The sequence below is a fragment of the Sinorhizobium sp. CCBAU 05631 genome, assembly GCF_002288505.1.
GTDB lineage: Bacteria > Pseudomonadota > Alphaproteobacteria > Rhizobiales > Rhizobiaceae > Sinorhizobium > Sinorhizobium fredii_C.
Map to the genome: position 1 here is coordinate 53,936 of NZ_CP023063.1, position 24,846 is coordinate 78,781.

21 protein-coding genes are annotated in these 24,846 nt (G+C 64.8%); 9 read left to right on the top strand and 12 right to left on the bottom strand.

What is annotated here, in order from left to right; genetic code table 11:
* Positions 1-18 precede the first annotated feature (18 nt).
* From SS05631_RS00270 to SS05631_RS00280, 3 genes are all read right to left on the bottom strand, one after another.
* On the bottom strand, positions 19-2,379 hold the full coding sequence (locus SS05631_RS00270; RefSeq protein WP_037420844.1) for a methyl-accepting chemotaxis protein: 2,361 nt from the start codon (positions 2,377-2,379) through the stop codon (positions 19-21).
* 282 nt (positions 2,380-2,661) lie between these two features.
* A complete protein-coding gene (locus tag SS05631_RS00275) occupies positions 2,662-3,561 on the bottom strand; it encodes a ribokinase (RefSeq protein WP_037420717.1) in 900 nt (299 codons plus the stop codon).
* 51 nt (positions 3,562-3,612) lie between these two features.
* Positions 3,613-4,818: a DNA recombination protein RmuC gene (locus tag SS05631_RS00280; protein WP_037420714.1), complete on the bottom strand. Its 1,206-nt coding sequence runs from the start codon at positions 4,816-4,818 to the stop codon at positions 3,613-3,615.
* A 116-nt stretch (positions 4,819-4,934) separates the two neighbouring features.
* On the opposite strand from SS05631_RS00280, the gene def reads away from it, so the two are divergent.
* From def to truA, 3 genes are all read left to right on the top strand, one after another.
* On the top strand, positions 4,935-5,459 hold the full coding sequence (def, locus tag SS05631_RS00285; RefSeq protein ID WP_037420711.1) for a peptide deformylase: 525 nt from the start codon (positions 4,935-4,937) through the stop codon (positions 5,457-5,459).
* Between the two features lie 82 nt (positions 5,460-5,541).
* Positions 5,542-6,477: a methionyl-tRNA formyltransferase gene (gene fmt / locus SS05631_RS00290; protein ID WP_037420708.1), complete on the top strand. Its 936-nt coding sequence runs from the start codon at positions 5,542-5,544 to the stop codon at positions 6,475-6,477.
* Positions 6,477-7,220 carry a tRNA pseudouridine(38-40) synthase TruA gene (truA, locus tag SS05631_RS00295; RefSeq protein WP_037420705.1) on the top strand — a complete coding sequence of 248 codons (744 nt, stop codon included), beginning with the start codon at positions 6,477-6,479 and terminating at the stop codon, positions 7,218-7,220. Before fmt ends, truA begins: the two co-directional genes overlap by 1 nt.
* 19 nt (positions 7,221-7,239) lie before the next feature.
* On the opposite strand, the gene SS05631_RS00300 is transcribed toward truA, so the two are convergent.
* The 5 genes from SS05631_RS00300 to SS05631_RS00320 form a co-directional block, all read right to left on the bottom strand.
* A complete protein-coding gene (locus tag SS05631_RS00300; protein ID WP_037420699.1) occupies positions 7,240-7,836 on the bottom strand; it encodes a hypothetical protein in 597 nt (198 codons plus the stop codon).
* Positions 7,823-9,016: a succinyl-diaminopimelate desuccinylase gene (dapE, locus tag SS05631_RS00305; protein WP_037420696.1), complete on the bottom strand. Its 1,194-nt coding sequence runs from the start codon at positions 9,014-9,016 to the stop codon at positions 7,823-7,825. Before dapE ends, SS05631_RS00300 begins: the two co-directional genes overlap by 14 nt.
* Positions 9,017-9,175: 159 nt before the next feature.
* Complete coding sequence (locus SS05631_RS00310) at positions 9,176-12,361, bottom strand: multidrug efflux RND transporter permease subunit (protein WP_037420842.1); 3,186 nt, start codon at positions 12,359-12,361, stop codon at positions 9,176-9,178.
* A gap of 127 nt (positions 12,362-12,488) precedes the next feature.
* Entirely contained in the window at positions 12,489-13,694 is a 1,206-nt protein-coding gene (locus SS05631_RS00315) for an efflux RND transporter periplasmic adaptor subunit (RefSeq protein ID WP_037420693.1), read from the bottom strand.
* Between the two features lie 44 nt (positions 13,695-13,738).
* The gene (locus SS05631_RS00320; protein ID WP_037420689.1) at positions 13,739-14,554 is read right to left on the bottom strand and encodes an alpha/beta hydrolase; all 816 of its coding nucleotides are present in this window, start codon (positions 14,552-14,554) and stop codon (positions 13,739-13,741) included.
* A 136-nt stretch (positions 14,555-14,690) separates the two neighbouring features.
* Here SS05631_RS00320 and SS05631_RS00325 point away from each other — a divergent pair, with 136 nt between their 5' ends.
* Positions 14,691-15,602, top strand: coding sequence for a LysR family transcriptional regulator (locus tag SS05631_RS00325; protein ID WP_037420686.1), 912 nt, complete (start codon positions 14,691-14,693; stop codon positions 15,600-15,602).
* A gap of 15 nt (positions 15,603-15,617) precedes the next feature.
* Here the strand turns inward: SS05631_RS00325 and SS05631_RS00330 are convergent, their stop codons facing one another.
* The 3 genes from SS05631_RS00330 to dapD all read right to left on the bottom strand — a co-directional run bounded on the left by SS05631_RS00330 (position 15,618) and on the right by dapD (position 18,916).
* The gene (locus SS05631_RS00330; protein ID WP_037420683.1) at positions 15,618-17,519 is read right to left on the bottom strand and encodes a DEAD/DEAH box helicase; all 1,902 of its coding nucleotides are present in this window, start codon (positions 17,517-17,519) and stop codon (positions 15,618-15,620) included.
* 153 nt (positions 17,520-17,672) lie between these two features.
* Positions 17,673-18,056, bottom strand: coding sequence for a DUF805 domain-containing protein (locus SS05631_RS00335; RefSeq protein ID WP_037420680.1), 384 nt, complete (start codon positions 18,054-18,056; stop codon positions 17,673-17,675).
* 2 nt (positions 18,057-18,058) lie between these two features.
* Entirely contained in the window at positions 18,059-18,916 is an 858-nt protein-coding gene (gene dapD / locus SS05631_RS00340) for a 2,3,4,5-tetrahydropyridine-2,6-dicarboxylate N-succinyltransferase (RefSeq protein ID WP_037420677.1), read from the bottom strand.
* A gap of 303 nt (positions 18,917-19,219) precedes the next feature.
* Between dapD and SS05631_RS00345 the strand changes: the two genes are divergently transcribed.
* Positions 19,220-20,119, top strand: a complete 900-nt coding sequence (locus SS05631_RS00345) for an LOG family protein (RefSeq protein WP_037378215.1) — start codon at positions 19,220-19,222, stop codon at positions 20,117-20,119.
* Positions 20,120-20,134: 15 nt separating this feature from the next.
* Here the strand turns inward: SS05631_RS00345 and SS05631_RS00350 are convergent, their stop codons facing one another.
* On the bottom strand, positions 20,135-20,848 hold the full coding sequence (locus tag SS05631_RS00350) for a pyrimidine 5'-nucleotidase (protein ID WP_083854110.1): 714 nt from the start codon (positions 20,846-20,848) through the stop codon (positions 20,135-20,137).
* A gap of 158 nt (positions 20,849-21,006) precedes the next feature.
* Between SS05631_RS00350 and SS05631_RS00355 the strand changes: the two genes are divergently transcribed.
* The 4 genes from SS05631_RS00355 to SS05631_RS00370 all read left to right on the top strand — a co-directional run bounded on the left by SS05631_RS00355 (position 21,007) and on the right by SS05631_RS00370 (position 24,698).
* Positions 21,007-21,807 carry a sterol desaturase family protein gene (locus SS05631_RS00355; RefSeq protein WP_050988278.1) on the top strand — a complete coding sequence of 267 codons (801 nt, stop codon included), beginning with the start codon at positions 21,007-21,009 and terminating at the stop codon, positions 21,805-21,807.
* 49 nt (positions 21,808-21,856) lie between these two features.
* Positions 21,857-22,771 carry an EamA family transporter gene (locus SS05631_RS00360; protein WP_037420672.1) on the top strand — a complete coding sequence of 305 codons (915 nt, stop codon included), beginning with the start codon at positions 21,857-21,859 and terminating at the stop codon, positions 22,769-22,771.
* 74 nt (positions 22,772-22,845) lie between these two features.
* The gene (locus SS05631_RS00365; protein WP_037420669.1) at positions 22,846-23,925 is read left to right on the top strand and encodes a trifunctional transcriptional activator/DNA repair protein Ada/methylated-DNA--[protein]-cysteine S-methyltransferase; all 1,080 of its coding nucleotides are present in this window, start codon (positions 22,846-22,848) and stop codon (positions 23,923-23,925) included.
* Positions 23,922-24,698, top strand: a complete 777-nt coding sequence (locus SS05631_RS00370) for an isocitrate lyase/phosphoenolpyruvate mutase family protein (protein ID WP_037420666.1) — start codon at positions 23,922-23,924, stop codon at positions 24,696-24,698. Before SS05631_RS00365 ends, SS05631_RS00370 begins: the two co-directional genes overlap by 4 nt.
* Positions 24,699-24,846: the final 148 nt, after the last annotated feature.

A 24,846-nucleotide genomic window follows, 5' to 3' on the forward strand; every position in this document is an offset into this window, starting at 1 on the left:
TAGTCTTGTCTGGTTCGATCAGAACTCTTCCCAATTGCCTTGAGCGAGGGCGTTTGCGCCGGAGGTCTGGATGAGAACCCGCTGCGTCGAGCTCGAATAGCCGCGTGCCGCCGGCGGTTCCGCTGCCGGGCGGGGAGCTTCTGCGGTTCGCATCCTGGCGGCGGCGCCACGCAGCTTTTCGGCGGAAGACTGTACCGGCTCCCGCTGGACCACGCGGAACCGCGCAACCAGCCCGCTCAGTGTCCGGGCCTCCTCGTTCAGCGTCATGCTGGCCGCCGTCGTCTCTTCGACCATGGCCGCATTCTGCTGCGTCACCTGATCCATCTGGTTGACCGCTGCGTTGATCTCCTTGAGGCCGACGGCTTGCTCCGAGGCGGAGCTGGAGATCTGCCGGATCAAGCCGTTGATCTGCACCACCTGCTCGGCGATCTTCTTGAGTGCGCCGCCCGTCTTGCCGACGAGATCGACGCCCTCGCGCACCTGTCCGGCCGAGGTGTTGATCAAGGTCTTGATCTCCTTGGCGGCATTGGCCGAGCGCTGCGCAAGCTCGCGGACCTCCTGCGCGACGACCGCAAAGCCCTTGCCGGCCTCGCCGGCGCGTGCGGCCTCGACGCCCGCATTGAGTGCGAGCAGGTTGGTCTGGAAGGCGATCTCGTCGATGACACCAATAATGCGGCTGACCTCGTGCGAGGACTGCTCGATGCCCTGCATTGCCGCAATCGCCTTCTGCACGACCGCGCCGGACTGCTCCGCATCGCTGCTCGCCAGTTCGACGGATTTTGCCGCGACCTTGGCGTTTTCGGCGCTGGCATCCACCTGCGACGTCAGCTGGTCGAGGGCGGCTGCAGTTTCCTCCAGGCTTGCGGCCTGCTGCTCGGTCCGATGCGACAGGTCGTTGGCGGCGTTGGAAATCTCGCTGGTGCCGCTGCCGATATTGACGACCGAGTGGTTGACGGTGCGGATGGTCTCTTCAAGGCTCTCCATCGTCGCATTGAAGTCGCGCTTCAGCTGGGCGTATTCGCCCGGGAACTCGTCCGCAATCCGGTAGGCGAGGTCGCCGGAGGCGAGATGCGAGAGACCCTTGCCGAGACGTGCGACGATGTCGCGTTGCAGCGCCCCGGTCTCGGCGCGCTCGCTCTCCGAGCGGCTGCGTTCCAGCTCGGCCTGTTCGCGCTCGTGGCGGGCTTCGCCTTCTAGGCGTTTGGCGTCGGCCAACCGATGACGGAAACCTTCGAGGGCCTTGGCGACCGAGCCGGTCTCGTCGGAGCGGTCTTGCCCGGAGATCGGCTGTGCATAGTCGCCATTGCTGAGCGTTTCGACGTCGCGGACGAGGCCCGCGAGCGGCTTCTGGACAAAGCGGCGAACGGCGAGATGGAGGCCGGCGAGCACGGCGGCGAGAACGACGATGCCCCCGATGATCATCATATAGGTCTGATCGTTGACCGGTGCATTGATGGCGGTGCGCGGCACGTCGACGAGGACGAGCCAGTTCGCAGCCACATTGGGCAGTTTGAAGGGATAGACGACCCGGTCGAAGGGCGCGTTTCCGTCATAGGTCAGGTTCCTGATCATGCCTGACGCGTCGGACGAGAGCGCCTTCTGGATGATATCCTCACCCTCGCCCTCGTAATCCTTCATCAGGAGATCGGGAATTGGCGCCGCGAGCCACTTGCCGCTCTGCGACAGCAGGTAGACGCGGCCCGAACCGAAGGGCTTCAACGTCGCGAGCCGGTCGGCAAGCGAAGCGAGCGAGATGTCGACGCCCGAGACGCCGATCATCTTGCCGTCGGACAGCACCGGATAGGCGATCGACGTCATCGTCGTCGGAACGTCGGTGCCTTCGGCCATGTAGGGCTGGGTGATGGCACCCTTGCCGCTCTTCGCGGCTAGCGCGTACCATTCGGCCGTGTAGTCGGCGCGGAAGGTCGAAAGCTGTGCCTTGCCGTTGCGGTCCTTCGACCAATAGGGCGTGAAGGCGCCTTCCGCATTGCCGCCAAGCTCGGTGTTGTTGACGACGTCCTTGCCGTCGAATGCCTTCGGCGCCTCGGCGAACCAGCTGCCGAAGGCGAAGTCATGCTGATCGAGGTTGGCCTTCAATAGGTTGATGGCGCCGGCGCGGTCGACGGATTTTCCGGCATGGCCGCGGCCGAGCACGCCCGACATCGTGTTGGCGGCGGCTGCCAGCTCTCCGACGCTGCCGGCGATTTCGGCGGCAATCGCGCGGGCCTCCGTCTTGGCGCCGTCGAAGACGAGCGTTTCGACACGATCCTGGGTCTGCGAAATGAGAACGAAATTCGATGCGAGCAACACGAGAGCGATCGTGCCGCCCGTGACGGCGATCAGCTTGGTGGCCAGCGATTTTGCATGGAAGTTGAACATGAAATCCTCACGCACTGAGAGGTCCGCAGGTTTCTTGCCTGCGGCATGACATTCCAAATGTGGGTGAAGCTCCATCATGGAGCGCGTGATGCCGACCGGCATGCAGGAGCCGGACCGATGCGAGCGGGCTGCCTCGCAATCTGGATAGATCATCAAAGATTAATTTAAGGCCAACATCCGGGCCAATTCCTGGCCGTCCAAAGTGGATTCTGCGCGGCGAGCATCGTTGCCGCGCCAAATCCTATCCAGATCGCGAAACGGACCAAAAATAGACTGCGGCAGTCAAAGGCGCGCGGCGACCTCGGAGGCGAGCGGTATGGACGGCTGTGCTCCCGCTTTCAGGCAGGCGAGCGATCCGGCGGCGGCGGCACGGCGCAGCGCATCGGGGAAGGCGAGTCCCGCGTCGAGGCTTGCCGCGAGATAGCCGCAGAACGTATCTCCAGCTCCGACCGTATCGACGGGTTCGATCGCCAGCCCCTTGGCGCTGTGAATATCGCCCTGATGGACGGCGGCGACACCCTCGGCACCGAGGGTGACGATGACGATCTGTCCGGTTTCGTCGTGGAGGTCCTTCATTGCCGCTTCACGCTCAGCGCCGGCAATACCGCTTTTGCCCGCCAAAAGCTCGAACTCGGTCTCGTTTGCAATGACGATGTCGGCCATGCGGCCAAGGCGGGCCGCCTCCGGCGTTAACGGCGCGATGTTGATGATCGAGCGGATGCCACGGCGTCTGGCCTCCACCAGCGCCTTCTCCACCGAGGCCGCCGGAATTTCGAGCTGCAGCATCAGCGTGTCGCCGGCCGCCATTTTCTCGAGGGCCGTGACCGCGTCGCTCTCGCTCACCGTCGCATTGGCGCTGGCGACGACGACGATGACGTTCTCGCCGTCACCGCCGACGAGGATATGGGCGGTCCCGGTCGGCTCGCTCACGGTCTTGGTGAGGCCAAGGTCCGTGCCCGCCTCCTTGAGCAGGGTAAGCGCGCCTTCCGCAAAGCTGTCCGAGCCGACGGCGCCGGCCATCCGCACGGAAGCGCCGGCGCGCCGGGCTGCCAGCGCCTGGTTCGCCCCCTTGCCGCCGGCGGCGGTGGAAAAGCCCGTTCCGGCAACGGTTTCGCCCGGCTTCGGAAGGCGTGCGGTCGTGGCGATCAGGTCCATGTTGATGGACCCAAGAACAGTGATCATGTGGAGATGTCCCGTCGGGTTGCTGATTGTGCCGGAGAGTGCCCGAGGCCGTCAGTCTTCGTCAACCACCCGCAGCTTCAATTGCCCGATGCGGTTGTCGACTGCCCGCTCACTCTTGTCGGCCGGCTCCCTGGCGCCGTGGTTCGCCGGTGCGGCCTCCAGTTCCAGCGCCTCGATCTTGGCGCCGCGACGCGTCAGCTTGTCGGAGGAGATCAGAATGTCCTCGACATCCTTCTGGGTCATCGCGAAGTGGCCCTGCAGCTTCCGGACCCGTTCGTCGAGCCGCGAGAGATCCTCCATCAGGCGCACCACCTCGCCCTGGATCAGATGCGCCTGCTCGCGCATGCGGGCGTCCTTCAGGATCGACTGGATCACCTGGATGGAAAGGAGCAGCAGCGACGGCGAGACGATGACGATGCGCTGGCGGTGCGCCTTCTGGACGGTCGCTTCGAAATGCTCGTGGATTTCCGCAAAGATCGATTCGGACGGAACGAACAGGAAGGCGGTTTCCTGCGTCTCGCCGGCGAGCAGATATTTGCTGGCGATATCGCGGATATGGACCTCCATGTCGCGTCGGAAGGCTTGCGCCGCCTGCTGGCGCCGCTCGGCACTTTCCGCATCACGCATGGCATTCCAGGCTTCGAGCGGGAATTTTGCGTCGATGACGAGCGGCGGTTGGGCATTCGGCATGCGGATGATGCAGTCCGGCCTCGCCCCGTTCGAAAGCGTCGCCTGGAAGGTGAAGGCGCCCATCGGCAGGCCGTCGGCAACGATCGCCTCCATCCGCGACTGGCCGAAGGCGCCGCGCGTCTGCTTGTTGGCAAGAATGCTCTGCAGCCCGGCCATGTCCCTGGCGAGAGACTGGATATTATTCTGGGCGCTGTCGATGACCGCCAGCCGCTCCTGCAGCCGCCTTAAATTCTCGTGGGTCGCCTTCGTCTGTTCGCTGATCGACGCGCCGATCCGGTGCGTCATGCCGTCGATGCGCTGGCTGAGCGATTGGTTGAGTTCCGCCTGCCGTGTGCCGAAGACATCGGCCATCGCGGCGATGCGTCCCTGCATTTCGGTCTGTGCCGCGAGCAGCGCCGATAGCTGCTGGTCCCGGTCGTCGGCGCGAAGCGCCCGCGCCCTGCGGGCCGACGCAATTGCCAGCAAAACGAACAGGAGAGCGGCGAGGCTGAGCAGATGGCCAGCCGTTAGGGGAAAGGTGCCGATGAGGAACAGCGGCTGGTCGATGGCGAAGGCAGTGGGCTCCATGGCGGCAGCCTAAACAGATTCGCATCTGAAAACTAGATCAAAACAAGAACAAACGGCTCAACTCATCACACGGCAATTTTCTTGCGCAGCGACGGAAAGATCGGCTATGGGGGAGCATGACGATCAAGCCGCTCATCATCCTTCCCGATCCGCTTCTGCGCCAGGTTTCGACGCCCGTTGAGACGATCGACGCCGACATTCGCCGGCTTGCCGACGATATGCTCGAGACCATGTATGACGCTCCCGGCATCGGACTGGCGGCGATCCAGATCGGCGTGCCGAAGCGCCTTCTGGTTCTCGACGTTTCGAAGGAGGGCGAGGAGAAGAAACCGCTGGTCTTCCTCAATCCGAAGATCGTGAAATCCTCCGAGGAGCGCTCCGTCTACGAGGAAGGCTGCCTGTCGATCCCTGACTATTATGCCGAAGTCGAGCGACCGGCGGCGATCACCGTCGAATATCTCGACCGCGGCGGCAAGGAGCAGGTAGTTGAGGCCAACGGCTTGCTCGCCACCTGCCTGCAGCACGAGATCGACCATCTGAACGGCGTCCTGTTCATCGATTACATCTCCAAGCTCAAGCGCGACATGGTGATCCGCAAGTTCGCCAAGGCGGCCAAGACGCGCGGCGCCAAGGCCATCTGACCGTCGCGCCCCGCGCCTAGAGGCGTTTGACTCGGAGCCGCTGCCCTGCTTGGGGCATTTGAGAAAGACGGAGTTCACCGCCTTGCCGCTTCGCATCATCTTCATGGGCACACCGGAATTCTCCGTGCCGACGCTCTCTGCTCTCGTCGAGGCGCGTCACGAGATCGTCGCCGTCTACACGCAGCCGCCGCGTCCCGGCGGCCGGCGCGGCCTCGATCTGCAAAAGTCGCCGGTGCATCAGGCGGCCGAACTTCTCGGTGTTCCGGTGTTGACACCCGTCAACCTCAGGCAAACCGCGGATCGGCAGATCTTTCGCGATTTCGGTGCCGATGTGGCAGTCGTCGTCGCCTATGGCCTGCTGCTGCCGGAGGAGATCCTCTCGGGCACTCGCCACGGCTGCTATAACGGCCATGCCTCGCTCCTGCCGCGCTGGCGGGGTGCCGCACCGATTCAGAGGGCGATCATGGCCGGGGACCGTGAGACCGGCATGATGGTGATGAAAATGGATAAGGGCCTCGACACCGGGCCCGTGGCGCTCGTCAAGTCTGTTCCGATCGGCGAGACGATGACGGCCGGCGAGCTGCACGACAAGCTGATGCATGTCGGAGCGGCGCTCATGAAAGAGGCGATGGTGCGGCTCGAGATGGGCGAACTGACGCTGACACCGCAGCCCGAGGAAGGCGTCGCCTACGCCGCCAAGATTACGAAGGACGAGACGCGGATCGTTTTCATGCGGCCGGCGGCCGACGTTCACAATCATATCCGCGGCCTCGCGCCCTTTCCGGGCGCCTGGTTCGAACTTCAGGTCGCCGGGCGGATGGAGCGGATCAAGGTGCTGGGGTCGGAGCTTGCCGCAGGGGCCGGCACGCCGGGCACGATCCTGGACGACGGCTTGACGATCGCCTGCGGCGAAGGGGCGGTGCGGCCGACGCGCCTGCAGCGGGCAGGCGGCAAGGCGCTTGCTGCGCCTGACTTTCTGCGCGGCACGCCGATCGCCGCCGGCACGAGGATTTCCTGATGCCGCGCTACCGGCTGACCGTCGAATATGACGGCTCCGATTATGTCGGTTGGCAGCGGCAGGAGAACGGTCCCTCCGTACAAGGGGCGATCGAGAAGGCAGTGCTGTCCCTGACCGGCGAGACCGTCTCGATCCGCGGCGCGGGACGCACCGATTCCGGCGTCCACGCCAGGGGCCAGGTGGCGCATCTCGACCTGACCCGCGAATGGAAGACCCACACGCTGCGCAATGCGCTCAATGCCCACCTGACGCTCGCCGCCGAGCGGGTGTCGATCCTCGACGCGGCCGAAGTTCCGCCGGAATTCGACGCGCGCTTTTCGGCCGTCCGCAGGCATTATCTCTACCGCATCATCTCCCGCCGTTCGCCGCTGGCGCTCGAGGCACGGCGCGCCTGGTGGGTGCCGAAGACGCTCGACCATGAGGCGATGCATGCGGCCGCACAACATCTCGTCGGCCATCACGATTTCACGACGTTCCGGTCCGCCCATTGCCAGGCGACCAGTCCGCTGCGCACCATCGATCGGCTGGATGTCACCCGCAGCGGCGAATTGATCGAGATTCGCGCAACGGCGCAAAGTTTTCTGCACAACCAGATACGCTCCTTCGCCGGCTCACTGAAGCTCGTCGGCGAGGGCAAGTGGACGCCAGACGACCTCAAGGCCGCACTCGAGGCGCGCGACCGCAAGGCCTGCGGACCCGTTGCCCCGCCGGATGGCCTGTTCTTCATGCAGGTCGATTACTGACCGCTCGCGCTCACCCCGCTCAGCCGGGGATCAGTCCGAAGAAGTGCTGAAGATATTGGGCGAGCATCATCGGCGGCAGCAGGTAAAGGGCCGTCAGGGCGGAAGCGAGCAGGTTCTGATTGCCGGTTATCGAGCGCAGCAGCCGGAAGAGCAGGACGACGCCCGCAATGAGGACGATCAGCGACAGGAGAGCAGTGAGCTGATGGCCTCCACGCGCGAGAAGGAGGAGCGCGGCCGGGATCGCCATCGCATAGGAAAGCGGCACCGAGAGCCAATTGGTGGTGACGATCACAGGCACGACCAATCCGGCAAATCCGAGGGGCCGCGAAAGGCCAGCAACGAGCATGACCGGCAGCAGCCAACTGACGAGATCGACGACGAGCAGTTTTAGGAAAAAGCCGATGCCGACGGTCGAGCCGCTCGGCATCGCCGAAAGATAATAGAGGCGCCAGGACGCCCAGGAAACGGCCATGGCCGGCAGCGACCAGAGGATCGCCGAAAAGGAGCGCCACAAGCCGCTTTCGCTGATGTCCAGCCAGTTATAGCCTTCGCGGTTGCCCTGGATCAGCAGCCAGAGCCCCTTGATATAGGCGAGAACCTCGTCAAGCAGCGGCATGGCCGAACCAGCGGGCGATGAAGGTTTCATAGATCTCGGTCAGGGTATCGAGATCGGCTACCGCGACGCGCTCGTCGACCATGTGCATTGTCTGGCCGACGAGACCGAATTCGACCACCGGGCAATAGTCCTTGATAAAGCGGGCGTCCGACGTGCCGCCGGTGGTGGAGAGCTTCGGCCGGCGGCCGGTCACGGCCTCGACCGCGCCGGAAAGCGAATCGATCAGCGCGTTGTTGCGCGTCAGGAAGACGTGGCTCGGGCGCTCGTTCCAGACGATGTCGTATCTGACCGGATCGCGGCCGGGCCGAAGCGCACCGTCCTTTCCGGCACGGCCGAGGCGGGCAACGATCTCCGCCTTCAGGCTTTCGGCCGTCCAGCGGTCGTTGAAGCGGATGTTGAAGGCGGCACTGGCCTTGGCCGGAATGACGTTGACGGCGGCATTGCCGACATCGATCGTCGTCACCTCCAGGTTGGACGGCTGGAAATTCTCGGTGCCGGTGTCGAAGGGCGGGTCCATCAGCGCTTGCGTCAGCTGCAAAATGCCGCGCACCGGATTATCGGCAAGGTGCGGATAGGCGGCATGCCCCTGGACGCCGTGGACGGTGATCCGGCCGGAGAGGGATCCGCGCCGGCCGATCTTGATCATGTCGCCGAGGTTATCCGGATTGGTCGGCTCTCCGACGAGGCAGGCGTCCCATCGCTCGCCTTTTTGGGCAGCCCATTCGAGAAGCTTGATCGTGCCGTTGATCGCCGGTCCTTCCTCGTCGCCGGTGATGAGGAAGGAAATCGATCCCTTGGGTCGGCCATGCTTTTCGATGTGGCGGGCAACCGCCGCGACGAAGCAGGCAATGCCGCCCTTCATGTCGACAGCGCCGCGCCCGTGCATTTCGCCGCCGGCGATCACGGCCGAAAAGGGCGGATGGGTCCAGGCGGCTTCGTCGCCGACCGGCACCACGTCCGTATGGCCGGCGAACATTAGATGCGGGCCTTCGGTGCCGAGGCGGGCATAGAGGTTCTCGATATCCGGCGTTCCCGCTTCCCTGGCCATTACCCGATCGAGCGTGAAGCCGAGGGGCGCCAGCATGCCTTCGAGCGCCGACAAGGCACCGCCTTCGGCCGGGGTGACCGAGGGGCAACGGATAAGGGCGGAGAGATTGGAGATCGGATCGGTCGGGAACATCGAACGGAATGCCTGCGGAGCCGGTGGGCCAAGGAACTGGGTTTGCTGGTTTATCCGATCGCTCCCCGGCTGTCACGCCCGATGAGAGGGCGACGCGCTTGGAGACCGCAACGGGCCGGACGATCGTCCGGCCCGTCGGATGTGTGTTCCGGGAGAAGGCTATTCGCCCGGGGCGAGATGCGGCGCCTCGATATGCGCTCCCGCGTGCTTCAGCGGCCGCTCGCCGGAGAGCTTGCGGATCAGCACGTAGAAGACCGGCGTCATGAAGATGCCGAAGGCGGTGACGCCGATCATGCCGGCAAAGACCGCCACGCCCATGGCCGAGCGCATTTCAGCACCGGCGCCGGTCGAAGTGACGAGCGGCACGACGCCCATGATGAAGGCCATCGACGTCATCAGGATTGGCCGGAGCCGCAGCCGGCTCGCCTCGATCGCGGCGCTGACGGCGCTCTTTCCGGACAACTCGAGCTCGCGGGCGAACTCGACGATCAGGATCGCGTTCTTCGCCGAGAGGCCGACGAGCACGATCAGGCCGATCTGCGTGAAGACGTTGTTGTCGCCGCCGGTCAGCCAGACGCCGGTGAGCGCCGCCATGATGCCCATAGGCACGATCAGGATGATCGAGATCGGCAGCAACAGGCTCTCATATTGCGCCGCGAGCACCAGATAGACGAGCAGCAGCGCCAGCGGGAAAATCAGGATGCCCGAATTGCCGGCGAGGATCTGCTGGTAGGTCAGATCAGTCCACTCGTAGGAGATTCCGGGCGGCAGCGTCTCGGCGGCGATTCGCTCGATGGCGGCCTGCGCCTGGCCGGAGGAGAAGCCCGGTGCCGGGCCGCCATTGATGTCGGCGGCGAGGAAGCCATTGTAGCGGATCGCCCGCTCGGCACCGACCGTCTGCTCCACCTTCAAGAGCGCCGACAGCGGGATCATCTCGCCCGACTGCGAACGGACCTTCAGCTTGCCGATGTCGTCGGCGTGGCTGCGATAGTTCGCGTCGGCCTGGATGCGCACGCTGTAAGTGCGGCCGAAGGCGTTGAAGTCGTTGACGTAGAGCGAACCCAGATAGATCTGCAGCGTCTCGAACACGTCGGTGACCGCGACGCCGAGCTGGCGCGCCTTGGTGCGGTCCAAATCGGCATAGAGCTGCGGCACGTTGATCTGGTAGCTCGAATAGAGCCCGGCCAGTTCCGGTGTCTGTGCAGCCTGCGCCAGGAAGGCCTTGGCCGCGTCGTCCAGCGCCCGATAGCCGAGGCCATTCTTGTCCTCGATCTGCAGCTTGAAGCCGCCGGTCGTGCCGAGCCCCTGAACTGGCGGCGGCGGGAACATGGCGATGAAGGCGTCCTGGATCGCGCCGAACTCCTGGTTCAGCTGCATGGCGATCGCGCCGCCCGAGAGTTCCGGCGTCTTCCGCTCCTCGAATGGCTTCAGCGACACGAAGACGATGCCGGAGTTCGAGGAATTGGTGAAGCCGTTGATCGACAGGCCCGGGAAGGCGATGGCATGTTCGACGCCGGGGTGCTTCAGCGCGATGTCGCTCATCCGCCGGATGACGTCCTCCGAGCGGTCCAGCGTCGCCCCGTCCGGCAATTGCGCAAAACCGATCAGATATTGCTTGTCCTGCGCCGGCACGAAACCGCCAGGAACGGAGCGGAACAGCGCGAAGGTGACGCCGAGGAGCACGACGTAAAGGCCCATGATCAGCGACTTGCGCGTCAGAATGCCGCCGACGCCGCGGCCATAGGCTTCCGAGCTCGCCCCGAAGAAGCGGTTGAAGCCGCGGAAGAACCAGCCGAACAGCGCGTCCATGATGCGCGTCAGGCGGTCCTTCGGCGCGTGATGGTCCTTCAGGAGAAGGGCGGCGAGCGCCGGCGACAGCGTCAGCGAGTTGAAGGCGGAGATCACCGTCGAAATCGCGATCGTCAGCGCAAACTGGCGGTAGAACTGCCCGGTCAGCCCGGTGATGAAGGCGAGTGGCACGAAGACGGCGACGAGCACCAGCGCGATCGCGATGATCGGCCCGGACACCTCCTGCATGGCGCGATAGGTCGCCTGCACCGGCGAGAGACCCTGAGAGATGTTGCGCTCGACGTTTTCGACGACGACGATCGCATCGTCGACGACGATGCCGATCGCCAGCACCAGGCCGAAGAGGCTGAGCGCATTGATCGAGAAGCCGAAGACATACATCACCGCGAAGGTGCCGACGATCGAGACGGGCACCGCGACCAGCGGAATGATCGAGGCGCGCCACGTCTGGAGGAAGACGATGACGACGAGCACGACGAGCGCGATCGCTTCGAGCAGCGTATGGACGACCGATTCGATCGACGCCCGGACGAACTGCGTCGTGTCGTAGACGATCTCGTAGTCGACGCCTTCCGGCATGGTCTGCTTCAGCTCGGCCATTGCCTTGTGCACGTTTTCGGAAATCTGGATGGCATTCGAGCCCGGCGCCTGGAAGACGCCCATGCCGACGGCCGCCTTGTTGTCGAGTAGCGAGCGCAGCGAGTAGTCCGCCGCGCCCATTTCGACGCGGGCAACGTCGCCGAGGCGGGTGATCTCGCCATTTGCGCCCGACTTGAGCACGATATCGGCAAAGTCCTCAGGCGTCCTCAAACGCCCCTGGGCGTTCACGGAGAGCTGCAGGTCGAGGCCGGCAACGGAGGGCGAGGCGCCGATCACGCCGGCGGCCGCCTGGACGTTCTGCCCGCGGATTGCATTGGCGATGTCGCTCGCGGCAAGGCCTCGCTCGGCGGCCTTTTCCGGGTCGATCCAGACGCGCATCGAATAGTCGCCGCCGCCGAAGATCTGGACCTGGCCGACGCCTTCGACGCGGGCCAGCCGGTCCTTGACGTTCAGGACGCCGTAGTTGCGCAGGTAGTTGATGTCGTACTGGCCGTTCGGCGAGATCAGGTGCACGACGAGCGTCAGGTCGGGCGAGCTCTTGACGGTGGTGACGCCGAGCCGGCGCACCTCCTCCGGCAGCCGCGGCTCGGCCTGCGAGACGCGGTTCTGCACCAGCTGCTGGGCCTGGTCCGGATCGGTGCCGAGCTCGAAGGTGACGGTAAGGGTCATCAGCCCGTCGGCGGTCGCCTGGCTTTGCATGTAGAGCATGCCTTCGACGCCGTTGATCTGCTCTTCGAGCGGTGTGGCGACAGTTTCGGCGATGACGGCCGGGTTGGCGCCCGGATACTGGGCGCGAACGACGATCTGCGGCGGCACCACCTCCGGATATTCGGAGATCGGCAGACCGGTCATGCCGATCAGGCCGGCGACGAAGATGAGCACGGAGAGAACGCCCGCGAAGACCGGGCGGTCGACGAAAAAGCGTGAGAAGTTCATAACGATCCCCCTTGGGAACTTCAGGCAAACAAAGAGCTTCTGCGGCGGAAAAGCGTCCGCCGCGCGCCGATGCATGCCGTTGGATGTCGAAGCGCTTCCCTGCCTCTCAGCGGCAGGGCGCGCCTAACTATGGTTTGGCGATCGACGCGGTTGCCTGCTCGGCCGGCTGCGGCGCGACGACGACGCCCGGACGGACGCGCTGCAGACCGTTGACGACGATGCTCTCGCCGGGCTTCAGGCCGGTCTCGATGATCCGCAGGCCGTCCGCCGTCGGGCCGAGGGTGACCTGCCGGTATTCGACCTTGTTGTCGGAGCCGACGACCAGCACGAATTTCTTGTCCTGGTCGGAGCCGATGGCGCGGTCGCTGATCACCAGCTTCTCTGCCGGCGCCGGATCGCCGATGCGGATGCGGACGAACTGGCCCGAGATCAGCCGGCCGTCGGCATTTTGGAGCGCCGCCCGCACGCGGATCGTGCCGGTTGCGGCATCCACCTCGTTGTTGATCAACTGGATATGGCCGCTGATCGGCGTGCCCTCGTCGGCGGCGGTGCCGATCTGTACGGGGATTTGCTCGATCGACTCGGCACCGGCGGAAGCGGAGAGCTTGGCGAGCGCTGCCGCGACCACTTCCTCGCTGACGTTGAAGCTCGCATAGATCGGGTCGACCGAGACGAGCGTGGTCAGCACCGGCGAGGCGGAGCCCGCCGCGACGAGGTTGCCGGCCGTCACCTCCAGCCTGCCGACTCGTCCGGCGATCGGCGCGCGCACCTCGGTATATTGCAGGTCGAGCCGCGCGGAGCGCAGCGCCGCCTTCGCCGACCGGACATTCGCCTGCGCCTCGTCATAGGCGCTGAGCCGCTGGTCGACGCCGCTCTGCGGAATGGCGCTGGTGGAAACCAGCTTGCGGCCGCGTTCGAGCTCGGTTTTCGCAAACGCCACCCGCGCCTCCGCCGCCGAGACCTCCGCTTCCGCGCGCTCGACCGCTGCCGCATAGGGTTCGGGGTCGATGGTCACGAGCAGGTCGCCCTTCTCGACGAGCGCACCCTCCCGGAAATGGGCGCTGAGGATCGCCCCGCCGACGCGGGGGCGAACCTCGACCCGCTCGATCGCCTCGAGCCGGCCGGAGAAGCTCTCCCAAGTGGTGATCCGGCGCGTTTCCGCCTGGGCGACGGAAACCGGCACGGCCGGCGGCGCGGCGGGCGCCGCTTCAGTTGTGGCATCCGCCTGCAGGCGGTCAGGCAGGCCGAGAAGGACGGCACCGCCGCCGGCGACGGACAATAGAATGCTGAGGCCGGCACCCCACAGGGCGCGGCGAGTAACGCTCGACGTCATGATCTCTCCTTGCCGGTTGGGAGCCGGCTCTAAAAAATGTCTGCTTACTTCTGTGTGGCCTTCGCTCCCGCCTTCTCGAAGAAGCGGGAGAAAATGCCGGATATGATTTCTTCCTGTTCGGGCCAGCTTTTCTGGGCCGAGACATTGGCCGGGACCCAGGCGGCACGGCCGGGCAGGACGTGCATCTCCACCGGAACGCCGGCTGCGCGCAGGCGCTCGGCATAGGCCTTTGCCTCGTCGCGCATCGGACACTCCTCGCTGGTGACCACGAGGGCCGGAACGAGACCGCCGAGCCGGGTGCAATGGCCGGGCGCCGCGTAAGGGTGGGTCAGGCCGCTGCCTTCACCGAGATATTGCTGCCAGCCGTCGGCGATCGATTGGACCGAGCTCTGCGGACAGAACTTGCGGAACGACGGCGTCGCCAGGCAGGGGTCGAGCAGCGGTGACAGCAGGATCTGGCCCTTGAGGTCGGTCAGAAACTGGTCCCGCGCCATCAGCGCCAAGCCGGCGGCGAGGTTGCCGCCTGCCTCCTCGCCCGCGACGAACAGCAGCGACTTCTTGTGCGCGAACTGCGGGCAGCGGCTGCGCATGGAAGCCAGCATGGCATAGGCGGTGTCGAGAGCCGCCGGAAACGGGTTGAGGCAGGCCGACGGATATTCCGGCGAGACGACGACCGCACCGGCAGCGGCGAGGGCCCCGGCAACCTTCTCTCCGGCCGCGACCGAATCTCCCGTGAAGCTTCCGCCGTGCAGATGCAGGACGACCGGCGGCGGCGCGAGCAACGACGCACCCTTGTAGACGCGTGCGCGGCACGAGCCCTGGCCCGTCTGCATCGTCTCTTCGGTAAAATGCGTGTCCATCTCTTGCCTCGACAATGGGTGAATCCCTAGATGAGGGACAACCCGCGACGGTCACATCCTAACATTGTCTTTCTTCTGGAATAGTCCGTGGGTGTTGATTACACTATTCGGTATTTCGAACAATTGGCTATTGAAAATGGACCAGCTTACGGCCATGCGCGTGTTCCTTCGAGTGGTGGAGACCGGCAATTTCACCCGGGCCTCCGCCTCGCTCAACATGCCGAAGGCGACCGTCACCAATCTCATTCAAGGCCTGGAGGCGCATCTTCGCACCAAGCTTCTCAATCGCACGACCCGGCGGGTTCTGGTAACGCCGGACGGTGCGCTCTACTACGAACGCGCCGCGCGCCTGCTCTCCGACATTGACGAACTGGATGGCAGCCTGTCGAGTGCCCAGAGCCTGCCGAAGGGCCGGCTGCGCGTCGAAACCGCGAGCGCCTTCGCCAATCTGATCATCATTCCGGCGCTCCCTGAGTTTCACCGCAAGTACCCCGATATCCAGATCGATCTCGGCGTGTCCGACCGCAACGTCGATTATCTGGCCGAGAACGTCGATTGTGCGATCCGTGGCGGTGCGCTGACGGACCAGTCGCTGATCGCCCGACGCATCACGGAGATGAAGTTCATCACCTGCGCCACGCCGGATTTCCTCGAAAGGCACCCGGCGCCGCAGCATCCCTCCGACCTCGAGAAGAACTGCTATGCCGTCGGCTATTTCCGGCCGACCACCGGTCAGCAGATGCCCTTCCACTTCCGGCGCGGCAGCGAGGAAATCGAGGTCAATTGCCGCTATACAGTCGCAGCGAACGAGGCGACGACCTATGTCGCGGCCGCGCGGGCGGGGATGGGCGTCATCCAGGCGCCGCAGTTCATGGTGCGCGACGATCTCCGCGCCGGCACCATGGTCCCGGTGCTCGCCGATTGGCAGGTCGACCCGATGCCGATCTATCTGGTCTATCCGCCGAACCGGCATTTGAGCAGCCGGCTGCGCGTCTTCGCCGACTGGGTGGTGAAAGTGGTCGCGCAATCGCAGCTCGACGGCGCGTAACCCGAGAATGCGAAGTCAGGCTTGCCGGTTCTTGGCGTTGTTGCGCTTGGCTTTCGGCTTGAAGTCGCCGGCCGCCTTTCTCGCGTCAGGCTTCCCCTTCTTCTTGCTCCAGGCCTTTTCGTCGCGCCTCTCCGGATGCGCGTCCTGGCTGACGGGCGGCTTCTTCTCGTACTTGCGTTTCGGCTGAAAGTCGTTGTGGCCACGCTCCGGCTGAGCCTCTGCCGGCCGCGGCCGCTTTTTCGCGAATTCTTGCTTGTCGTCGCGCCGCCGCGAGCCGTCCGGGGCGCCCGGCAGCGACTTGACGCGAATGCCCTTTTCCAGTGTCCGGTTTGGGCCGATTGCGGAGAGGAAGCGCTCGGCGCCCTCGGCAGTCAGCTCGACATGGGTTTCCTCCGGCTGCATGCGGATTGCGCCGATGTCGCGCTTGCTGAGCTTGCCATGGCGGCAGAGCATCGGGATGAGCCAGCGCGGTTCGGCGTTCTGCTTGCGCCCGACGGAGAGCGAGAACCACAGGCCGTCTGAGAAGTCCGCGCGCGGCGCGGGGCCCTCGTCGCCGGTGAAAGCCGGTCCGTCGCGGCGGCTTTTCTTCCGATCGTCCGCAAGCGAGACCTCGGAGAGCTCCTCGGGGGCGGAGTGCCGCGAGCGGAACTGCCGCACGAAGGCGGCGGCCAGCTTCTCGGCGCCATGGCGCGCGATCAGCGCCTCGACGATCGCTTGCTCGTCGTCGCGCAGCGCCTCGTCGAAGGCCGCGTCGGCAATCAGACGCTCGTCGTCGCGGCTTGTCACGTCTTCTGCCGACGGCGGCTTCGCCCAGGCGGCGGTGATGCGGGCGCCATCCAGGAGCCGCTCCGCTTTCCGCCGCTGATTGACCGGTACGATCAATGCGCTGACGCCCTTCTGGCCCGCCCGACCGGTGCGGCCGCTGCGGTGCAGAAGCGTCTCGGAATTGGTCGGCAGATCCGCATGGATGACGAGCTCGAGGCCCGGCAGGTCGATGCCACGGGCGGCGACGTCGGTGGCGATGCAGACCCGGGCACGGCCGTCGCGCATCGCCTGAAGCGCGTGGGTGCGCTCGTTCTGGCTGAGTTCGCCCGAGAGCGCGACCACCGAGAAGCCGCGATTGTTGAAGCGGGCCGTCAGGTGGTTGACCGCAGCGCGGGTCGAGCAGAAGACGATCGCGTTGCGGGCTTCGTAGTAGCGCAGCACGTTTATGATGGCGTTCTCCCGATCGCTCGGAGCGACGAGAAGCGACCGGTATTCGATATCGCCGTGCTGCTTTTGCTCGGATGCAACCCCGATCCGCACCGCGTCGCGCTGGTAGTTCTTGGCAAGCGTGGCGATCGAGCGCGGCACGGTCGCCGAGAACATCAGCGTGCGGCGTTCGGGCGGCGACGCCTCGAGAATGAATTCCAGATCCTCGCGGAAGCCGAGATCGAGCATCTCGTCCGCCTCGTCGAGCACCACGGCGCGCAGCGCCGAGATGTCGAGCGAGTCGCGGCGGATATGGTCGCAGAGCCGGCCCGGCGTGCCGACGACGATGTGGGCGCCGCGTTCGAGCGCGCGTCGTTCGCTGCGGATGTCCATGCCGCCGACACAGGACGCGATCGTCGCCCCGGCAATCTCGTAGAGCCATTCAAGCTCGCGCTTGACCTGCAGGGCCAGCTCGCGCGTCGGCGCGATGACAAGCGCCAGCGGCGCCTCCGGAGTGCCGAATTGCCTTGCCGTTCCGAGCAGCGTCGGCGCCAGCGCCAAGCCGAAGGCAACGGTCTTGCCGGAGCCGGTCTGAGCGGAAACCAGCGCGTCGGCGCCGTCGAGCGCCGGGTCGCGCATCGCCTCCTGAACCGGTGTCAGCGTGTTGTAGCCGCGTTTCGCCAATGCCGCGGCGATCGAGGGCGCGATCCCTTCGAACTCTGTCATGTCCTGTCTTTCGGATTTCGGTCGTCGCGCCGAAGACGAGCGGACCATAAGTCGGGTCGTCCTCAGGCGTCGATAGCCGCGGCCAACGTCGCGGCCCTGTTCATTTGCGGGGCTACATACGCGTTGGGAGAGGGAATGTACAGGGCCGGATGGTCAACGCGCGGGGCCGTTGCGGCGCCCGCCGAACTCGTTGGCGCCTGGCGCGCCGGGCCAGAGACAGAGTGCGATGAAGACGATGGGGCTCAATACCGGGATGAACAGGCAGAGCGCGAGCGGGCCCGGATAGCCGATATCGTGCAGCCGCTTGATCGCCAGCATGGCGATCGAAATGGTCGAGGCGATGCCGGAGCCGATCACAGCCAGCGTCCAGAGCGCCAGCGCCGCGTCCTGGTCCTCGTATTTCAGCATCTGCATCAGGATGATGCCGCCGACGACGAACCAGAAAAGCCAGGAGAGAAAGAAGGGCAGGCGGCCGATCCGGCCGGAGGGGCTGAAGAACAGCCAGGTCATGCTCGGCTGCCGCCCCTCCTCGGCCATGATCAATCCCGGAGCAGTTCGTTGATGCCGGTCTTCGACCGGGTCTTCTCGTCGACCCGCTTGACGATGACGGCGCAGTAGAGGTTCGGCGCCGGCTGGCCGTTGGCCATGGTCGAGCCGGACGGCATCGAGCCGGCGACGACGACGGAATAAGGCGGCACTTCGCCATACATGACTTCGCCGGTGGCGCGGTCGACGATCTTCGTCGACTTGCCGATAAAGACGCCCATGCCGAGGACCGAGCCCTCGCGGACGATGCAGCCTTCGACGACCTCGGAGCGGGCGCCGATGAAGCAATTGTCCTCGATGATCGTCGGCCCGGCCTGCATCGGTTCGAGCACGCCGCCGATACCGACGCCGCCGGAAAGATGCACGTTCTTGCCGATCTGCGCGCAGGAGCCGACGGTTGCCCAGGTGTCGACCATCGTTCCCTCGCCGACATAGGCGCCGAGATTGACGAAGGAGGGCATCAGGACTGCATTGGGGGCGATATAGGCGGAACGCCGCACGACGCAGTTCGGCACGGCTCGGAAGCCGGCCTTCTCGAACTCGTTGACGCTCCAGCCGTCGAATTTGGACGGCACCTTGTCCCACCAGACCGACTCGCCCGGTCCGCCCTTGACGAGCTCCATGGGGTTCAGCCGGAAGGAGAGCAGCACGGCCTTCTTGAGCCACTGGTTGACGGTCCAGATCCCGTCGGCGCCGCGTTCGGCGACGCGCACCTTGCCGCCGTCGAGCAGGTTCAGTGCCGCCTCTACGGCGTCGCGTATCGGCCCGCGCGTGCTTGTGCTGACGGCCTCGCGATCATCGAAGGCGGTCTCGATCGTCTGCGACAGGGAGGCGAGGTCGTGGTTCGTCATCGGATTTCCTTATGTTCGCGTTGTCCAGCAAGCTCTACTGCATAATCCCTCGAATCGGAACCGATTAAAGGAGGGATTTGGCGGGCAATTCAGAGGGCGGCAGCCCCCATTCACGCCCGAAAAAAGTGCATCCTTGCGGCGCCCGGGTCCGAAAAGTTGAAGGGCTTTTCGGCCCGCTCTCCGAACGAGGGACTTGGCAAGCCTGCCCGTTTCCGGCAGAGAGACGCACTTATGGCTGAAAAGCATGAAAGAACATGTCCGGACGAGGTGCCGGCTGTTCGGAACACGACGGGACGAGGACATATGGGACGCATGAAGAAGCGCAGTTTGCGCGGCAAGGGCGGGGTTTGGGATCCGCTGGCAGACAGCTCGCAAAGCAGGCAGCGCGCCTCGACCGTTCCGCTGACGCCCCAATCGGCCTCTCCGACCTATCGGCTAGCCTATATCGACGACGATTTCCTGTGCCGCGAGGAACTGAGGCCCGTGCGCCTGCAGCTCGAGCTTCTGAAGACGGAGATGATGCTCGAGGAACGCGGCATCAACTCGACCGTCGTCATGTTCGGCGGCGCGCGCATTCCGGAACCGGGCGGCGAAGCCTGGGCGGCCAAGAACGAGACGCAGCGCAAGAACCTGGAAGCCGCTTCGGTCTATTACGACGAGGCGCGCAAGTTCGCGCGGCTTTGTTCCGAGCAGTCCGCCAAGCTCGGCCACAAGGAATATGTGATCGTGACCGGCGGGGGTCCCGGCGTCATGGAGGCCGGAAACCGCGGTGCCGCGGATGTCGGCGCACCGTCGATCGGCCTCAATATCGTCCTGCCGCACGAGCAGGCGCCGAACAGCTACGTCACGCCGGAGCTGTCCTTCAACTTTCACTATTTCGCCATTCGCAAGATGCATTTCCTGCTCCGCGCCAAGGCGGTGGCGGTCTTCCCGGGCGGCTTCGGCACGCTCGATGAGCTGTTCGAGACCATGACGCTGATGCAGACCGGTCGCCTGGCACTCGTGCCGCTCGTTCTGTTCGGCGAGAAGTTCTGGCGCTCGATCATCAATTTCGAGGCGCTCGCCGAATTCGGCACGATCGCCCCAAACGATATCGACCTCTTGCATTTCGTGGAAACCGCCGAAGAGGCGTGGCAGATCATTGCCCGCTTCTACGAGTCGGTGGATCCCCACGCCGTGCCTATGGCGTCGGGCAGGCGGTAGGGTTCGGGCGGGCGTTTAGTCCGCCGCCACCACGCGGCGCAGGAAGCCGGCGAGATCCTCGGTGACGTAATCGATCTGCTCGTCGGCGTCGCTGGAGGTCTCCCAGGCTTCCGCGAACTCATATTCGAGATTGCGCGGCACCAGCAGGATGGTCGTCATGCCGAGGGCCTTCGGGACCAGCAGGTTGCGCGGCAGGTCCTCGAACATTGCTGCATGCTGCGTGTCGACGCGGTGCAGGCTCATGAACTTGTCGTAGGTATCGCCGGCCGGCTTCGGCAGGTAGCCGGCGGCGACGATGTCGAAAATGTCATCGAAATGGTCGAGAATGCCGAGCGCGCGGGCCGTCATCTGCGCATGGGCGACGCTGCCATTGGTGAAGATGAACTTGCGGCCGGGGAGTGCCTTGATCGCCTCGCCGAGATCGGGATTTGCCGGCACCACGCTGTAGTCGATCGCATGCGCCCGTTCGAGAAAATCGTTCGGATCGATGCCGTGATGGAGCATCAGGCCCTGCAGGGTCGTGCCGTGATCGCGGTAATATTCCTTCTGCAGCTTCTTTGCCTCCGAGGGCTCGAGCGACAGGAGTTCGGCCACATAGGCCGTCATGTTGCGGTCGATCTGCGCGAAGAGATTGACGTGATGCGGGTAGAGCGTGTTGTCGAGATCGAAGACCCACTCGGTGACATGGGCGAATTCGGCGTGGGTCGGCAGGCGGTCGAGCTTTTTCATGAGCGGGTTATGACATGGGTATGGGCGGCGGCAAACGAGAAAATGCGTCCCCCGCCTCAGAGGCCCGCCTGCTGCCGTGAACATTTCTACTTTGAATTGTCAAAGAGGCATGGCATCTTCCGCCCGGCGCAGCTTTCGCTCGGGGGATGCAGGTGCTGATGTCGGACGAACTGTTCTATCTCATGTTTCTGTTCGGATTCTACGCCACGACGGTCGTTACCTATTTCGCCCTCGGCTACGGCCTGACCTGGGTCAACGACCGCAATCCTGAGCGGAAGATTCAGAAGGGGCGCGGTTCCGACAAGCGCCGCAAGGCGGAAATCCGCCAGAGCCTGGCGTCGATGTTCAGCGCCTGCCTGCCGCTGACGATCGGCCTCTACGCCCAGCAAAAGGGCTGCGCGCCGGCGCCCTGGGCCTTCAGTTGGTGGACGGCGGTGCCGCTCTTTGTCCTGTGCATGTTCCTCTACGATACCTGGTTCTATTTCATGCACCGGCTGCTGCACACCAAGTGGCTCTATCCCCTGCACGCACTCCATCACAAAAGTGTCGCACCAACGATCTGGAGCACCTATTCGGAGGATGTCTTAGACAATTTTCTATTGCAGGGCTTTTCAGCCGTCATCGTTTTCGTCGTTCCGTTTCCGCCGGCGATTCTCATCGGACAAAGACTGTTCGAGCATTTCAACGGCATGTTCGGGCACTGTGGCTTCGAGTATTTCGCCTCATCGACGACGCGTTATCCGTCCCCTTTGTTGTCCACGACGTTCCATGACCAGCATCATTCGGGGTTCCGGTACAACTACGGCAACTATTTCTCGTTCTGGGATCGTGTGCTGGGCACGATCTCGCCGAGCTACGACCAGCGCGTGAAGACATTCGAGGAGGACGGGCCGCCGCTCGTATTCGGTCACGCCATCGATCTGGCGGAGGTCCAGGAAAAGCGGACCGAAACACCGTAGCTCCACTGAGTTCTTGGCAATGTCCTGACCTGCGTGCTAGCTCGCAACCATGGAAACCTGGGTTCTCATCACCATCGGCGCGGCCTTTCTGCAGAATATCCGCTCCTCCATGCAGAAGCACCTGAAGGGCGCCATGGGCACGACCGGCGCCACCTTCGTGCGCTTCGGCTTCGGACTGCCCTTCGCGCTCCTCTATCTCCTCCTGCTCTGGCGCGTTTCGGGCCACCCTCTGCCGGTGCCGAACGGCTCCTTCTTTATCTGGGCAATCATCGGCGGTTTGGCGCAGATCGCCGCGACATTCCTGCTCGTTCACCTCTTCTCCTTCCGCAACTTCGCGGTCGGCACCGCTTATTCCCGCACCGAGCCGGCCCAGGCGGCGCTCTTTGGGCTGATCTTTCTCGGCGAAAAGGCAAGCCAGGGGACGCTGGTGGCGATCGCCATCTCGGTGGTCGGGGTCATGCTGATCTCCGTTGCCCGCACGACGCTCAGCGCCCGGTCGCTGCTGACCTCGGTCTTCAGCCCGACCGCGGCGATCGGCCTGCTCTCCGGCACGTTCTTCGGGCTCTCGGCGGTGTCCTATCGTTCGGCCTCGCTGGCGCTGGCGCCCAGCCTGCCGGCGCCGGACTATATGATGCAGGCGAGCTTCACGCTCGGTTTCGTCATCCTGCTGCAGACCGTCGTCATGCTCCTTTGGATCGTCGCCCGCGAGCCTGACGAGTTGACGCGGATCGGCGCGGCCTGGAAGCCCGCCTTCATCGTCGGCTTCGTCGGCGCCTCGGCGTCCTTCGGCTGGTTCATGGCGATGACGCTGCAGCAGGCGGCGATCGTCAAGGTGGTGGCGCAGGTCGAGATGCTGTTCACCTTCGCCTCGTCCTTCTTCGTCTTCCGCGAATGGATCAACAGGCTCGAACTCGTCGGTTGCCTGCTGATCGTGCTCGGCGTCGTGATGCTGCTCGTGCTCTAGTCGGCGCATTCCGATGTAGAATAAGCGCCCGAATTTCGGCGGAAGATTCAATCATAGGGTGCTACAACGCGGGCATGCTTTTCGATTTGCCGAACGACGACATCCTTTACGACGCGCTGCTGGCCCGCAGTTCCGACTATGAGGGCCAGGCCTTCGCCTGCGTGAAGAGCACTGGCATCTTCTGCCGGCTTTCCTGCCCGGCCCGCAAGCCGAAGCGGGAGAACACCCTGTTTTTCGACAGCATCGCGGCCTGCGTCAATTCGGGTTTCAGGCCCTGCGAGCGATGCCGGCCGCTGGAGCAGGCTGCCGGCAAGGAGCCGCTCGTCGAACAACTGCTGAAGCTCCTCGATCGGCATCCGGACCGTCGCTGGACCGAGGACGACCTCGTGCGGCGCGGTCTCGATCCGTCGACCGTCCGCCGCACGTTCAAGCGAAGCCTCGGCGTGACCTTTCTCGACCTCGCCCGCCAGCGGCGCATGGGGGAGGCTGCGCGGCAGCTTTCCGCCGGGGCGAGCGTCATCGCGGCGCAGGTCGACGCGGGCTACGAGTCGCCAAGCGGTTTTCGCGCTGCCTTCGCGCGGCTGATCGGCGAGGCGCCGGCGAAGGCGCAGGGCCGTGAACTGCTCTTTGCCGATTGGATCGACACGCCGCTCGGGCCGATGGTAGCGGTCGCCGACCAGACGCACCTGCACTTGCTCGAGTTCCACGATCGCAAGGCTTTGCCCGCCGAGATGGAGAGGCTGAAGCGAACGGCGCGGTCGGCCGTCGTGCCGGGCAGGACGCCGCCCATCGAGCAGATCGAGACGGAACTCAAGGCCTATTTCGCCGGACTGTCCGGTGAGTTTCTGACGCCGCTCGCTCTCGACGGCAGCGCCTTCGAGCGGCAGGTATGGGCGAGGCTCATGCAAATCCCGATCGGCGAGACGCGATCCTATAGCGACATTGCCCGGGAAGTCGCTACCATTGAGACTGTGCGGGCCGTGGCGAGAGCCAACGGCGCCAACTGCATCGCGATCGTTGTCCCATGCCATCGCTGCGTCAGCGCGGACGGATCGCTGACGGGATACGGTGGCGGCCTCGAGCGAAAGCAGTGGCTGCTTCGGCATGAAGGAAAGATGAGACCTGTCGGACTGTTTACGGAGGAGATGCGATGAACCAGGAGGAAAGGGCGCGTGCCTTTCAGGCGCTGCACCGCAAGGGCGATCCGATCGTTCTTTACAATATCTGGGATGCGGGCAGTGCCCATTGCGTGGCCGAGGCCGGCGCCAAGGCGCTGGCCACGGGGAGCTGGTCGGTGGCGGCCGCGCATGGTTTCGGCGACGGGCAGAAGATCCCGCTGCAATTGCTGGTCGAGATCGCCCGCGAGATCGTCGCGGCGACCGACCTGCCGCTGTCGGTCGATTTCGAAGGCGCCTATTCGGAAGACCCGGCCCAGGGTGCCGCCAATGTGGCGCAACTGATCGATGCCGGTGCAATCGGCATCAATTTCGAGGACCAGATCGTCGGCAAGGGCGGGGTTCATCCGATCGACAAGCAGGCGGCCCGCATCCGGGCGATCCGCGACATGGCGGAGCGCCAGAACGTGCCGCTCTTCATCAACGCCCGCACCGACCTGTTCCTGCAGGAAAACGATACGACGCGCCATGCAGGTTTGCTGGAGGGTGCGATCAACCGTGCCAAGGCCTATGCCGAAGCGGGGGCGAGCGGCTTCTTCGCGCCGTGGCTCGTCGATGTCGACCTGATCGGCAAGCTTTGCGCTGCGTCGCCGCTGCCGGTGAACGTGATGATGCGGCCCGGCGCGCCGGACCTCGCCACGCTTGCCGCCGCGGGCGTCGCTCGGGTCAGCTACGGACCGTTTCCCTATCGGGCGATGATCGCCTGGCTGCGCGGCGAGGCGGAGAAGGTATATGGGGGGGGTGGGAAATAGGTTGGCAAGAGTTTGCCCCTCATCCGCCTGCCGGCACCTTCTCCCCGCAGGCGGGGCGAAGGAGACGCGCGGCGCCCTCCTAAGTCCCCTCGCCCCGCGCGCGGGAAGAGGGCTAGTCCTCGGTTAACCCCGAGGAGAGGGGCAATTC